General features: G+C 69.8%; 12 protein-coding genes and 1 tRNA gene. 7 read left to right on the forward strand and 6 right to left on the reverse strand.

From position 1 onward, the window contains the following. Positions 1 to 91: 91 nt before the first annotated feature. The 4 genes from ACWC9R_RS22775 to ACWC9R_RS22790 all read right to left on the reverse strand — a co-directional run bounded on the left by ACWC9R_RS22775 (position 92) and on the right by ACWC9R_RS22790 (position 4867). Positions 92 to 436 (reverse strand): rhodanese-like domain-containing protein, encoded by a 345-nt coding sequence (locus ACWC9R_RS22775; protein ID WP_450734037.1) that lies wholly within the window; start codon positions 434 to 436, stop codon positions 92 to 94. Positions 437 to 446: 10 nt separating this feature from the next. Then, entirely contained in the window at positions 447 to 1592 is a 1146-nt protein-coding gene (locus ACWC9R_RS22780; protein ID WP_450734039.1) for a J domain-containing protein, read from the reverse strand. Positions 1593 to 1784: 192 nt separating this feature from the next. Beyond that, a complete protein-coding gene (locus ACWC9R_RS22785) occupies positions 1785 to 3227 on the reverse strand; it encodes a DUF2252 domain-containing protein (RefSeq protein ID WP_450734041.1) in 1443 nt (480 codons plus the stop codon). Positions 3228 to 3556: 329 nt separating this feature from the next. Further along, the gene (locus ACWC9R_RS22790) at positions 3557 to 4867 is read right to left on the reverse strand and encodes an ABC transporter permease (protein WP_450734043.1); all 1311 of its coding nucleotides are present in this window, start codon (positions 4865 to 4867) and stop codon (positions 3557 to 3559) included. 177 nt (positions 4868 to 5044) lie between these two features. On the opposite strand from ACWC9R_RS22790, the gene ACWC9R_RS22795 reads away from it, so the two are divergent. Then, a complete protein-coding gene (locus ACWC9R_RS22795) occupies positions 5045 to 5479 on the forward strand; it encodes a MarR family winged helix-turn-helix transcriptional regulator (protein WP_450734045.1) in 435 nt (144 codons plus the stop codon). A 61-nt stretch (positions 5480 to 5540) separates the two neighbouring features. Here ACWC9R_RS22795 and ACWC9R_RS22800 read toward each other — a convergent pair whose 3' ends face one another. Beyond that, entirely contained in the window at positions 5541 to 5903 is a 363-nt protein-coding gene (locus ACWC9R_RS22800; RefSeq protein WP_450734047.1) for a winged helix-turn-helix transcriptional regulator, read from the reverse strand. Between the two features lie 126 nt (positions 5904 to 6029). On the opposite strand from ACWC9R_RS22800, the gene ACWC9R_RS22805 reads away from it, so the two are divergent. Further along, positions 6030 to 6680: an FMN-dependent NADH-azoreductase gene (locus tag ACWC9R_RS22805; RefSeq protein ID WP_450734048.1), complete on the forward strand. Its 651-nt coding sequence runs from the start codon at positions 6030 to 6032 to the stop codon at positions 6678 to 6680. 279 nt (positions 6681 to 6959) lie between these two features. On the opposite strand, the gene ACWC9R_RS22810 is transcribed toward ACWC9R_RS22805, so the two are convergent. Next, positions 6960 to 7043: transfer RNA gene (locus tag ACWC9R_RS22810), tRNA-Leu, on the reverse strand. Positions 7044 to 7602: 559 nt separating this feature from the next. Here ACWC9R_RS22810 and ACWC9R_RS22815 point away from each other — a divergent pair. From ACWC9R_RS22815 to ACWC9R_RS22835, 5 genes are all read left to right on the forward strand, one after another. After that, complete coding sequence (locus ACWC9R_RS22815) at positions 7603 to 8436, forward strand: FhaA domain-containing protein (RefSeq protein WP_450734049.1); 834 nt, start codon at positions 7603 to 7605, stop codon at positions 8434 to 8436. A gap of 10 nt (positions 8437 to 8446) precedes the next feature. Further along, on the forward strand, positions 8447 to 8980 hold the full coding sequence (locus ACWC9R_RS22820; RefSeq protein WP_362600470.1) for an FHA domain-containing protein FhaB/FipA: 534 nt from the start codon (positions 8447 to 8449) through the stop codon (positions 8978 to 8980). A 132-nt stretch (positions 8981 to 9112) separates the two neighbouring features. Then, entirely contained in the window at positions 9113 to 10681 is a 1569-nt protein-coding gene (locus tag ACWC9R_RS22825; RefSeq protein ID WP_450734050.1) for a PP2C family protein-serine/threonine phosphatase, read from the forward strand. A 23-nt stretch (positions 10682 to 10704) separates the two neighbouring features. Continuing rightward, positions 10705 to 12090 carry an FtsW/RodA/SpoVE family cell cycle protein gene (locus tag ACWC9R_RS22830; RefSeq protein ID WP_450734052.1) on the forward strand — a complete coding sequence of 462 codons (1386 nt, stop codon included), beginning with the start codon at positions 10705 to 10707 and terminating at the stop codon, positions 12088 to 12090. Further along, on the forward strand, positions 12087 to 13556 hold the full coding sequence (locus ACWC9R_RS22835; protein WP_450734054.1) for a peptidoglycan D,D-transpeptidase FtsI family protein: 1470 nt from the start codon (positions 12087 to 12089) through the stop codon (positions 13554 to 13556). Before ACWC9R_RS22830 ends, ACWC9R_RS22835 begins: the two co-directional genes overlap by 4 nt. Positions 13557 to 13561: the final 5 nt, after the last annotated feature.

Below are 13561 nucleotides of genomic sequence, written 5' to 3' on the forward strand. Positions count from 1 at the left end.
CCGCTACGAGAAGACCGCAACCATCTACCTGGCCGGACTCCACATCGCAGGCATCTTCCTCTGGTCAGCCAGATGATCCAAACGAAACTGCCTAGATGACCGACCCCGCGCCACCCTTGCCGTCCGAGACGGGACGGCCGGCGGCCTCCCATGCCTGCATGCCCCCCGCGACATTCACCGCGTCGAGACCCTGCTGGATCAGATACTGCGCCACCTGAGCCGAACGTCCGCCGACCCGGCACAGCACATACACCTTGCCACCGCCGGGAGCCGCCTCGGTCAACTCACCGTAGCGGGCGACGAATTCACTCATCGGGATGTGCAGAGCGCCTTCGGCGTGCCCCGCCTCCCACTCGTCGTCCTCCCGCACGTCCAGGAGGAAGTCCTCCGACGTGAGAACGTCGACACCGACCGTGGGCACAGAACCAAATTGCATGTTCCCGACGCTACCCGACCAGCTGCGCGAGGTACGTCTCGCGTTCCGCGACATCGGCGAGAAGCTTCTCGGCGATCTCCTCCAGCAGCGCGTCCGGGTCCTCCGGCGCCATCTTGATCATCGCGCCGATCGCACTCTCCTCCAGCTCGGCGGCCGCCGCGGCCAGCAGCTCCTTGCGCTCGGCCAGCCACTCCAGCCGCGCGTAGAGCTCCTCGCTCTCGCTGAGCCGCTCCTCGACCGGCGCGGGACCGGCCTCCCACTCCCGCGCCAGCTCGCGCAGCGCCGCCGCGTCACCCTGGGCATACGCCGTGTTGACCCGTGCGATGAAGGCGTCCCGGCGCGCACGCTCCGTGTCATCCCGCGCCAGGTCCGGGTGGGCCTTGCGCACCAGGTCGCGGTAGACCTTGCGGGCCTCTTCACTGGGCCGCACCTTCTGCGGCGGCTGCACCGACTGCTCGGTGAGCATGGCCTGAGCCTCGGCGAACAGGCCGTCCGACCCCATCCACCCGTGGAACAGCTCCTCGACCTCCGGCATCGGCAGCACCGACGCCCGTGCCTCGCGCGCCTTACGGATGTCCGCGGGATCGCCGGTACGCGCCGCCACCGCCTCGGCGATCTGCGCGTCCAGCTCGTCCAGCCGTGCGTACATGGGGCCGAGCCGCTGGTGGTGCAGGCGAGAGAAGTTCTCCACCTCCACCCGGAAGGTCTCCACCGCGATCTCGAACTCGATCAGCGCCTGCTCCGCGGCCAGCACCGCCTTCGCCAGCCGCCGGGTCGCCTCGTCCTGAGCAGCGGTCGCCTTGTCGTCCGGCGCCTCACCCGGCTCGGCCCCTGCCGCAGGCTGCTCCGCGCCCGCATCGGACTCCGCCGCGGCCTGATCGGCACCGGGCTCAGCCCCGTGCCCGGCCTGACCGGCACTCGTGCCAGGCGCTGCCGCGTCCTGATCCACGAGTGGCTCGGTCGGGGCACCCTGACCGAAGTCCAAGCCGTCCGGGCCCGTGGCCTGATCTTCCGAGCCGCCGCCGTGCCCGAGCCGGGTGTCCCGCCCGCCGCCGCGGGCGTCCGATGCCTGCGGGTCGGCCTGGGCGTCCGGGGTGCCCGGTACGTCCGGTCGGTGCTGGCCGTCCTGCGCGTTCTCCGCGTGCGAGTTCGTCACCCGGCCAGCGTACGGCCCCACGTGACACGGCTCTCCACGGCCATTCCCTCGCTTGGGGCGCTGCGCTTGGGGGCCCTCCCCTCCCCCCAGCCCACCCCCTCCCGCCTCCCGCCCCATCGCCCCAGCCCAGCCCAGCCCAGCCCTAAGCAGCCAAGCCAGCAGTCAGACCCCAAACCACCCGTCGCCTCCCCCTCACACCCCCAGCTCTGCCGCGATGCGCCCGTTCTTCACTGCTGTGGTCAGTGCCGCGTGGTCCGCTTCCGTGCGGTCCGCGTAGGAGGCCGCGAAGGTCGCTATGGCGTCGTCCAGTTCTTCGTTCTTGCCGCAGTAGCCGGCCAGCAGGCGTGGGTCGGCGCTGTGGGAGTGTGCGCGGGCCAGGAGGGCGCCGGTCATCCGGGCGTAGTCGTCCATCTGGTCACCGGACAGCTGTGTCGGGTCCACGCTGCCCTTGCGGTTTCTGAACTGGCGGACCTGGAAGGGCAGTCCCCCTTGTGGGCCGTTGTCCGTGCCCGTGCCGGCCGTGCCCGGCGACGCCACGCCCCGCACCGTCGTCCAGCCCAGCAGGATGTCGCTGACCACCTGCATCCGGCGCTGCCCGAGCACCACGCGGCGGCCCTCGTGCACCACCGACGGAACGGGGAAGCCGGCCTTCTCCACGAAGGGGGCCAGCACCGAACGACGGGCCTCCTTCACCTGCAGGACCAGCGGCTCGCCCCGGTGGTCCAGCAGCAGCACGACATACGACCGCAGGCCCACGCTGCCCGTGCCGACCACGCGGAAGGCCACATCGTGCACCACGTACCGCGCCAGCAGGGGCAGCCGGTGTTCGGCGATCGTGTCCAGATAGCCGGTGAGGGACGCGGCCACGGCTGCCGCCTCCTCATCCGGCACCCGCCGCAGCACCGGCTGCGCGTCCACGAACCGGCGGCCGCCGTCCGCTGCCGGCTCCGTCGCCTTGGCCGCGTATCGCGCGCTGGTGTTCTTACGGGCCTTCTCCGCGACCTGCTCCAGCGTCCCCAGCAGATCCCGGGCGTCGCTGTGCGAGACCAGCTCCTCGTCGGCGATCGCGTTCCACGCCTCGATGACCGGCCGCTTGGCCAGCAGCCGCATCGTGCGCCGATAGGAGCCCGCCACGTCACGCGCCGCCTTGCGGCACTCGTCCTCGTCGGCGCCCGCCTCCCGGCCGGCCAGCACGACCGATGTGGCGAGCCGCTTCACATCCCACTCCCACGGCCCGTGCAGGGTCTCGTCGAAGTCGTTGAGGTCGATGACGAGGCCACCGCGGGCGTCGCCGTAGAGGCCGAAGTTGGCGGCGTGCGCGTCTCCGCAGATCTGGGTGCCGATGCCGGTCACCGGGCCGGCGGCCAGGTCGTACGCCATCAGGCCGGCGGAGCCGCGGAGGAAGGCGAAGGGGCTCGCGGCCATCCGCCCGACCCGTATCGGCGTCAGCTCGGGCAGCCGGCCGGCGTTGGACTCCTCGACCGCCGCCACTGCGTCCGGTCGCCCGTCCGTGATCGGCAGCTCGGCCTGCCCGGAACGCGGGAGCCTCTCCCGCAGGGCCCGCCCAACGGCCTTGGGCGACGGCCCCGCTGTCTCTGGATGGGCAAACCCCGGTACGTACGGCACACGCGGCATAGCGGGCCACCTCCCCCTTCACGACCTGTGTTGTCGATGTCCCTGCGGTTGTTGTTGATGTCCCTGCGGTGCAGTGTCGCTGTCCGATGCTGCTGTGTCTCCATGCAGCGCCGCCGTGTTCTGCGCGCTCCGCATCTTCTGCATTGACCTCCGCATGCTCTGCGTTGATCTGTGCATCTTCTGCGTGGTTCCACACTGCTCTGCTCTGCCTGGAACAACGCCCCTGCTGCGTCCTTCCGTGCACCGGGCGGTTCCGGCCCGCCGACACGCATGACGTTACCGAGGCCCCGGCACGCCCCGCAGAGCCTGTGGATAACTCTCCAGAGCCGCTACACGCCCACCGCCTCCGCCATCTCCTCTTCCCCCTCCTCCAGCGCCACGGCGGCATCCCCGGCCCCGTGGACCGGAGCCGCGAGAGCCGGTTCCGGCACCGTCGCCGCCACCGCGGCCGCCGCCACGGCCGCGGCCTGGGCCGTCTCCTCCGCCTCCGCGGTACGCCGCCGCTTCTCGGCCAGCGCCGCCACACCGACCGTCACCAGGCCGACGACCAGCCACCCCACCAGCGACCAGACGTGACCCGGCAGGCCGTAGCCGTCGAAGTAGACATGGCTGCGGGAGCCTTCCACGAAGCCCGCGCCGTTCCAGAAGGAGTGCAGCGCGGCGAAGAACCCGTTCTGCATCTCGGGGCGGAAGATCCCGCCGGAGGACGTGAAGTTGAGCATCACGAAGAGGGTCATCACACCGAGCGTCGTCCAGCGCTTGAGGAAGGTATGCAGGCCGGTGCCGATGAGCAGAATGCCCGCCGAGTAGAGCCAGGCCAGCGCCCACAGTCCGCCGAGGCCGTGGTCGACCAGGTGGAAGACCGGACCGGCGAACGCCGTCCCGATGAGGGCGACCACGAAGGAGACGCCGAGGGCCAGCGCCGTCCGCAGCCGGAGCGGCAGCACGGCTCCGGCGCCGCCGATCACCGCGACCGACGCATACGAGCCGATGCTGATCGCGACCAGCAGGAAGAAGATCCCCTGCCCCGTCGGGTCGTCCTCGGCGGGCGGTGCCACGTCCGTGACCTTCAGCGGGGCACCCTGGTGCGCCGCGATCGGGGTGAAGACCTTCTGGGCGACGGTTGCGCTGGTGTCGGAACCAGCCGTCGCCACCAGCAGCTCGGGCACGGGCGCCGCCAAGCCCGCCGCCCCGCCGGCACCGGCCCTGCCCGCCGATCCACTCGACGCCCCCGCCGCACGCCCCACTCCGTGCGCACCCTGCGCGCCCTTCACGTCCTTCGAAGCCTTCGCCGCCTGCTTGCTCTCCGCGGGCATCACATACGCCCCGAAGATGTCCTGGTGCCTGAGCCGGTCGACCGCCGCCGACCGGTCAGCGACGGTCCGTACCTCCAGCTCACCGTCCGCCTTGTCGTTGATCGACTGGGCGAGCAGCTGGGCGCTGGGGCCCGATCCGACGACCGCGACGGGCAGATGGTGCGGCACGGGGTGCGCGAAGGCCCCCAGATACGCCAGCCCCATCCCGATGCACATCAGCAGCGGGGTGATCAGGTGCGTCAGGACGTGACGCAGCCCGGCGGTGTGGGCGGACCGTGCGGAACGGTGGTCGCTTCGGTGGTCGGGACGTCGGACCGTACTCATGGGGCCTCGCCTTCTCAGCTCGTCGGCTCAGCTGTCGCCACTGGGCTGGTCTTCACCTCAGCCCGAGCCCGCGGAGCCTGGACCGGTCCCGGACCGGCGGGCCCACGGGTAAAACAGTTGGCTTCTACAACTCTCTATCGCGTTGTACTATACAACTACCTCTACGAAAGGCAACCCGTGGCTCACCGCGAGGACTCCGTCGAGACCATCCAGCAGGAGATGACCGCGTTCGCCCGCCGCGCCCGCGCGACCGCCGCCCGGATGCACCCCGAGCTGTCACTGGTCTCCTACACGCTGCTGGCGCACCTCGATGACCAGCAGGGATGCCGCGCCACGGATCTCGCGGCGCACTACTTCCTGGACAAGTCCACAGTCAGCCGACAGATCGCCGCACTGGAGAAGCTCGGGTTCGTCGAGCGCCGCGTCGACCCGGAGGACCACCGCGTCCAGGTGCTGCACCCCACGGACAAGGGCGCCCAGGTGCTCGCCAACGTCACCGCCAGCCGCCGCCAGGCGTTCCACGAGCGGCTGGCCGACTGGGAAGAGGAGGACCTCGACCGCTTCGCGACCTATCTGCGCCGCTACAACGCCGCCCAGGAGCGGCTGGGGTGACACACCCGCCCGAGGGCAGGGACCGCCACGCCGCCCGCCGGCACTCCCGCCCCGGCGGCGCCTACTTCCGGAACCGCTGCGGGCACTGCCCACCGTCGGCCAGGTAGGTCTCCGCCCAGCGCCCCAGCTCCTTGAGTGCGGGCTCCATGGCCCGCCCGGCCTCCGTGAGCCGGTAGGAGACGCGCAGCGGCGGCCCCGCGTCCACCTCACGGACGACCAGGCCGGTCGACGCCAGCTCCATGAGGCGGTCGGAGAGCATCCGCTCACTGATCCCGGGGATGGCCCGCCGCAGATCGGCGAAGTGCACCGGACCCGGCATCAGGGTGGCGACGATCAGCCCCGTCCAGCGCTTCCCGAACAGCTCGAAGACGCGCGTCATGCCGCCGTCGACCTGCCTGCACATCGCCTCGCCGTGGTCCGCCATGCCCCCAGGGTACCGCCTTCCCGTTGGCTACTGCGGAAAAGTAAGTACCTGTGCTATCAATAGTCACGTACGGAATTCAACCAGTGGTCGAGCGCCGCCCGGCCGCCTATGGAAGGACCGGTCCCCATGGCCACTCTTCTGCTCATCGACTCCTCCCTCTTCCCCGAGGGCGGCTCCGCCTCCCGCTCGGTCACCGCAGCCTTCCGCAAGGCCTGGGAGGAACAGCACCCCGACGGCACCGTGATCCACCGCGACCTGGCCGCCGACCCGCTGCCGCACCTCGACGGCATCGGCGCCTCCGCCGGCTTCTCCGACCCCGCCACCCACACCCCCGAGCAGCAGGCGGCCTTCGCACTGCGGGTTCAGCTCGCCGAGGAGCTGGAGCAGGCCGACGCGGTCGTCATAGGCGCGCCGATGTACAACTTCACGATCCCGTCCACGCTGAAGGCATGGCTCGACCAGGTGATCATCATGGGCCGCACGTCGGGTCAGCAGCCGTCGGCCAAGGGCACCCCGGTCACCGTCGTCGCCAGCCGCGGCGGCTCCTACGCGCCGGGCACGCCCCGTGAGCCCTTCGAGTACGTGCAGAACTACCTGGCGGCCGTACTGAACGGCGGGCTGGGCCTCGAGGTCGACTTCATCGTCCCCGAGCTGACCATGGCCCCGAACAACCCGGCCATGGCCGAGCTGATCCCGCTCTACGAGACCTCCCGCGACCAGGCCCACAAGGACGCGGAGGCCAAGGCCAAGACCCTCGCCGAGCAGCTCGCCGCCTGAGCCCGGCCGGGACGCCCGAGCCGGAGTGCGGGCTCCGGCACGGTTTCCCACGCCCTTCCGCAGCCACCTCCGGGCGGGCGGCCGCCCACGGCGCCCCGCCCGCACCCGCAGGAAACCCGGATGTGACGTCGGCCTCAGCGCCCCACCCGAGGCCCGCCACCCGGGACGCCGCCACCCAAGCCGTGACAGCCACGCACCCGTGACATAGCCAACAACGTGACGAGCACAACGAAAGACCCCCGGTCTCCGGATTTCTCCGGAGACCGGGGGTCTCATCTGTGCGCGAGGGGGGAGTTGAACCCCCACGCCCTTTCGGGCACTGGAACCTGAATCCAGCGCGTCTGCCTATTCCGCCACCCGCGCATGAGTGCTGCCGGTTGATTCTCTCACGCGATCCGGGCCGTTCGGTCCGGGTCCGCTGCGAGCGCCTTCCGACATCCAGAACACTAGCACGGTGTCAGGGGTGCCTTCACACGCCTTTCCCCCGGTCCCCGCCTCGCGGCAACCCGGGCGGCCACCAGGGCGGCCACCAGGGCGGCACCCCCTCTCACCGTGGGCATTCGCGGAGCGCTGCCCAAAGGGTCCACACTCGCGGTAGTCGACATCGGGGTGCGGGCCCCCCGGTCCGCCTCCGGGCCGGCCGGGCACGGCCGGCACCCGCGTCACGTCCGACTCCGGCCCCCGCCCGGCCGGAGCGGTCGGCGGTTGCGGGACACTGTGTTCGGGGCACATCTACGATCGCAGTGCACGAACAGTGGGCAGGAGCAAACGAGCACCGGGCAACCCTGTGAGGGGCGACACTCGTCCTCAAGGCGGGAAAGGGGAACCAGCCGATTTCCCGACGCGTGGATACGATCAGTAAGCAGTATCAGGACGACTCGATCAGGACGACCCCGTCGAAGACTGAGGAAGGAGGTGCCCCGTGGGAGTACTGAAGCGTTTCGAGCAGCGTCTCGAAGGTCTCGTCAACGGCACCTTCGCCAAGGTGTTCAAGTCCGAGGTGCAGCCCGTTGAGATCGCCGGCGCGCTGCAGCGCGAGTGCGACAACAACGCCACCATCTGGAACCGCGACCGCACGGTCGTCCCCAACGACTTCATCGTCGAGCTGAGCACCCCCGACTACGAGCGGCTGAGCCCCTACAGCGGGCAGCTCGGCGACGAGCTGTCCAGCATGGTCCGCGACTACGCCAAGCAGCAGCGGTACACCTTCATGGGCTCGATCAAGGTCCATCTGGAGAAGGCCGACGATCTCGACACCGGCCTGTACCGCGTCCGCAGCCGTACGCTCGCCTCCAGCTCGTCGCAGGACCAGCCGGGCCCCGCTGCCGACCGCCGCTCCGCCGCGCCCCCGCGCGGCGGCCAGCCCGGCGGCGGCCATGTGAGCCCGCCCCCCATGCCTTCGGCCCCGCCCCCCGGCGGCGCGCAGTCCGTACCCCGTACGGCACCGCCCGGTGCAGGACCGCAGCCCCAGGCGCAGACACGGCGCTGGATCGAGATCAACGGCACCCGCCACCAGATCTCGCGCCCCACACTCGTGCTGGGTCGCAGCACCGAAGCCGACGTACGGATCGACGACCCGGGTGTCTCCCGGCGTCACTGTGAGATCCGGGTCGGAACGCCCCCCATGATCCAGGATCTGGGCTCCACGAACGGCATCGTGGTGGACGGGCAGCACACCACTCGCGCTAATCTCCGCGACGGCTCGCGGATTGTCGTGGGCAGTACCACCATCGTTTACCGGCAAGCCGAAGGGTGAAGCGGGGGCAATGTCAGAGCTGACCCTCACGGTCATGCGGTTGGGTTTCCTCGCCGTACTGTGGCTGTTCGTCATCGTGGCCGTTCAGGTCATCCGCAGCGATCTGTTCGGCACACGCGTCACACAACGCGGTGCCGCCCGTCGCGGCGGTCAGGAAGCACGTGCGCAGCGCCAGGCCGCCGCGCCACCGCAGCAACAGCAGCGCCGCCAGGAAGGCGGCCGCGGCAACAACAACCGGCAGCGCCGCGGCGCACCCACCAAGCTGGTGGTCTCCGAGGGCTCGCTGACCGGCACCACCGTCGCCCTCCAAGGCCAGACCATCTCCCTGGGCCGTGCGCACGACTCCACCATCGTGCTGGACGACGACTACGCGTCCAGCAGGCATGCCAGGATCTACCCGGACCGTGACGGCCAGTGGATCGTCGAGGATCTCGGTTCCACCAACGGCACGTACCTGGACCGGACCCGACTGACGACCCCGACACCGATTCCGCTGGGAGCCCCGATCCGCATCGGCAAGACCGTCATCGAGCTGCGGAAGTAGTACGACAATGAGCGAGCGGAGCGAGCGAGCCGCGGCGGTCCACTCGGCGGACCCGGGCGTGCTCCCGACCGGAGGGTGGGCAGTGTGGCTCGAAGAGACCGGCTGTACCCCGAGCCGACGGGTGAGGTGCGCATGAGTCTGTCACTGCGCTTCGCCGCCGGATCGCACAAGGGCATGATCCGCGAGGGCAACGAGGACTCCGGCTACGCCGGGCCGCGGCTGCTCGCCATCGCCGACGGCATGGGCGGCCAGGCCGCCGGTGAGGTCGCCTCCTCCGAGGTGATCTCCACACTCGTCCAGCTCGACGACGACGTCCCCGGCTCCGACCTCCTGACCTCGCTGGGGGCGGCCGTCACGCGCGCCAACGACCAGCTGCGGGTCATGGTCGAGGAGGACCCCCAGCTGGAGGGCATGGGCACGACCCTGACCGCCCTGCTGTGGACCGGGCAGCGGCTCGGCCTCGTGCACGTCGGCGACTCGCGCGCCTATCTGCTGCGCGACGGCGCCCTGACCCAGATCACCCAGGACCACACCTGGGTGCAGCGGCTGGTCGACGAGGGCCGGATCACCGAAGAGGAAGCCACCACCCATCCGCAGCGGTCGCTGCTGATGCGGGCGCTGGGCAGCGGCGATCATGTCGAGCCCGATCTGTCGATCCGCGAGGTGCGGGCCGGCGACCGGTACCTGATCTGCTCGGACGGGCTGTCCGGGGTGGTCAGCCACCAGACGCTGGAAGACACCCTCGCCAGCTACCACGGTCCGCACGAGACGGTGCAGGAGCTGATCCAGCTCGCGCTGCGCGGTGGCGGACCCGACAACATCACCTGCATCGTCGCCGATGTCCTGGACGTGGACGGCAACGACACGATGGCCGGCCAGCTCAACGACACCCCGGTCATCGTCGGTGCCGTCGCGGAGAACCAGCACCAGCTCAGCGACCCGAGCACGCTCCAGACGCCCGCCGCCCGGGCCGCCGAACTCGGCCGGCCCGGCGGGCCGAACCCGGGTGCCCCGGGCGGTGCCTTCGGGCCGCCCGGCAGCGGTGACCCGGAGGTCGGCGGACAGCCGCAGGGCTCGTTCGGCGCGTTCATGGACGAGGACTTCGTCAAGCCCCGGCGGCGCGGGCGGTGGCTCAAGCGGTCGCTGTTCATCGCGCTGGCGCTGGCCGTCGTGGGCGGCGGCTGCTACGCGGGCTACAACTGGACGCAGACCCAGTACTTCGTCGGCGCCAAGGACGACCACGTCGCGCTCTACCGGGGCATCAGCCAGGACCTCGCGTGGATCAGGCTCAATGGCGTGGACGAGGACCACCCCGAGATCGAACTCAAGTACCTGCCGCAGTACCAGCGGAATCAGGTCAAGGAGACGATCGCGGTCGACAGCCGCACACAGGCGGGCGAGAAGGTCACCGAGCTGAGCAAGCAGGCCAACGCCTGCCGCAGCAAGGAGCAGCGGGAGGCCGCCGAGCGGGACGCGGCGCGTCATCCCGGCCGCGGCCAGACGGGCACGCCGAAGAAGCCCGGCTCCCCGTCACCGTCCACTTCGCCGAGCGCCAAGCCCGGCAGCACCGGCAAGAACAGCGGCACCGGCACGGCCGGCACGCTGGCGGCGACCACGTCTCCGTCTCCCAATGCCACTCCCAGCCAGGCCCCTTCCCAGGAACAGCTGAAGCTGGAAAAGAATTGCAGCACCCAGCAGTGAGGGCGTAGGGGGCCGTAGATCTCATGAGCAGCAGCACCACCAACACCACCACCATCGGCAATATCGGAGCCCCGAGCCGCCGCAACACCGAGCTGGCGATGCTCGTCTTCGCTGTGCTGATTCCGGTGTTCGCGTACGTCAACGTCGGCCTGGCGAAGGACGGTACGGTGCCGGCCGGTGTGCTGGGCTACAGCCTCGGGCTCGGCCTGCTGGCGGGCGTCGCGCATCTCGTCGTCCGCAAGTGGGCGCCATACGCCGATCCGCTGATGCTGCCCATCGGCACCCTGCTCAACGGCCTGGGTCTGATCTTCATCTGGCGGCTGGACCAGGAGCCCTCGCTGGGCAAGGCGATGGCTCCCAACCAGCTGATGTGGTCGACCTTCGGTGTCGCCCTCTTCCTCGGCATCCTGATCTTCCTCAAGGACCACCGCGTCCTGCAGCGCTACACCTACATCTCGATGGTGGTCGCGCTGGTGCTGCTGGTCGCCCCGGTGTTCTTCCCCGGTGTGAACGGCGCAAAGATCTGGATCACGATCCCGGGTCTCGGCTCGCTGCAGCCCGGTGAGTTCGCGAAGATCATCATCGCGATCTTCTTCGCCGGCTATCTGATGGTGAAGCGGGACGCGCTGGCGCTGGCCAGCCGCCGCTTCATGGGCCTGTACCTCCCCCGCGGCCGCGACCTCGGCCCGATCCTCGTCATCTGGGCGCTGAGCCTGATGATCCTGGTCTTCGAGACCGACCTGGGTACCTCGCTGCTCTTCTTCGGCCTGTTCGTCGTGATGCTGTACGTGGCGACCGAGCGGACCAGCTGGATCGTGTTCGGTCTGCTGCTCAGCGCCGGCGGCGCGGTCGCGGTGGCGACGTTCGAGTCGCACGTCCAGACGCGTGTGCACAACTGGCTCAACCCGCTGGAGCTGCTCAACGGCGGTGTCACCGAGACCGCCCAGGCCATGTACTCCTTCGGCTCCGGCGGCATCCTCGGCTCCGGTCTGGGACAGGGCTACTCCCGCCTCATCCTGGGCATCGCGCCGAAGAGTGACTACATTCTCGCCACGGTCGGTGAGGAGATCGGGCTGGCCGGCCTGATGGCCATCCTGATGCTCTACGGCCTGCTGATCGAGCGCGGTATCCGTACGGCGCTGGCGGCCCGTGACCCGTTCGGCAAGCTGCTGGCGATCGGCCTGTCCGGCGCCTTCGCCCTGCAGGTCTTCGTCGTCGCCGGTGGTGTGACCGGCCTGATCCCGCTGACGGGTATGACGATGCCGTTCCTCGCCCAGGGTGGTTCGTCCGTGATCGCCAACTGGGCACTGATCGCGATCCTGCTCCGGATCAGCGACACCGCGCGCCGCCCGGCGCCGGCCCCCGCCCCGTCCACCGACGCCGAGATGACCCAGGTGGTCCGTCCGTGAACAAGCCCCTGCGCCGGGTCGCGATCTTCTGCGGCCTGCTCGTCCTCGCCCTCCTGGTCCGCGTCAACTGGGTGCAGTTCGTCCAGGGTGACGAGCTCAAGAACGACCCGCACAACCGCCGGGTCGCCATCGAGCGCTACAGCACTCCGCGCGGCAACATCATCGTCGACGGCAAGGCCATCACCGGCTCCACGACCACCGACAGCGGCGACTTCAAGTACAAGCGGACGTACAAGAACGGCAGGATGTGGGCGCCGGTCACCGGCTACGCCTCACAGGCCTTCGACGCCAACCAGCTCGAGAAGCTCAACGACGGCATTCTCACCGGCACCGACGACAGGCTCTTCTTCAGCCGCACGGTCGACATGTTCACCGGCAGCAAGCAGAAGGGCGGCAACGTGGTGACCACCCTCGACGCCAAGGCCCAGAAGGCCGCCTTCAACGGCCTCGGCAAGCAGAAGGGCGCGGTCGCCGCGATCAACCCGGAGACCGGCGCGATCCTGGCGCTGGCCAGCACCCCGTCCTACGACCCGTCCACCTTCGCGGGGATGAGCAACAAGGACGCCGAGGCGTACAACGGGCTGCAGAAGAAGAACAACGCCGACGAGCCGATGCTCAACCGGGCGCTGCGCCAGACCTACCCGCCCGGCTCCACCTTCAAGGTCGTCACGGCCTCGGCGGCCCTGGAGAACGGCCTCTACGACGGCGTCGACACCAACACCCGGTCGCCGCTGCCCTACACGCTCCCCGACACCTCGGGCGTCGAGCTGAAGAACGAGGGCAACATCCCCTGCAAGAACGCCACCCTGCGGGAGGCGCTGCGGGTGTCCTGCAACACCGTCTTCGGCAAGATCAGCGCCGACCTCGGCAACAAGAAGATGAAGGCCGAGGCGGAGAAGTTCGGCTTCAACGACCCGGGGATCAACACCCCGGTCCGCGCCTCGGAGAGCATCTTCCCCGAGGACAACCGGCCGCAGAACGCGATGGCCGGCATCGGCCAGGCCTCCAACCGCGCCACGCCGCTGCAGATGGCCATGGTCGCCTCGGCGGTCGCCAACGACGGCAAGCTGATGAAGCCGTACATGGTCGACCGGCTGGTCGCGACGAACCTCAACGTGGTCCAGCAGCACACTCCGCAGGAGATGAGCCAGCCGCTCAGCCCGGAGAACGCGCAGAAGGTCCAGAGCATCATGCAGACCGTGGTCAAGTCGGGAACGGGAACCAACGCCCAGATCCCGGGCGTCACAGTGGGCGGCAAGACGGGTACCGCGCAGCACGGCGAGGACAACAAGGACAATCCGTACGCCTGGTTCATCTCCTACGCGAAGACCGACAAGGGCACGCCGGTCGCGGTCGCGGTCGTCATTGAGGGATCGGACACGCTCCGGGACGACATCGCCGGCGGAAAGCTCGCAGCTCCGATCGCGAAGCACGTCATGCAGGCGGTACTCGAAGGCGAGAAGTGACGCGG

The sequence above is a fragment of the Streptomyces sp. NPDC001219 genome (assembly GCF_053597915.1).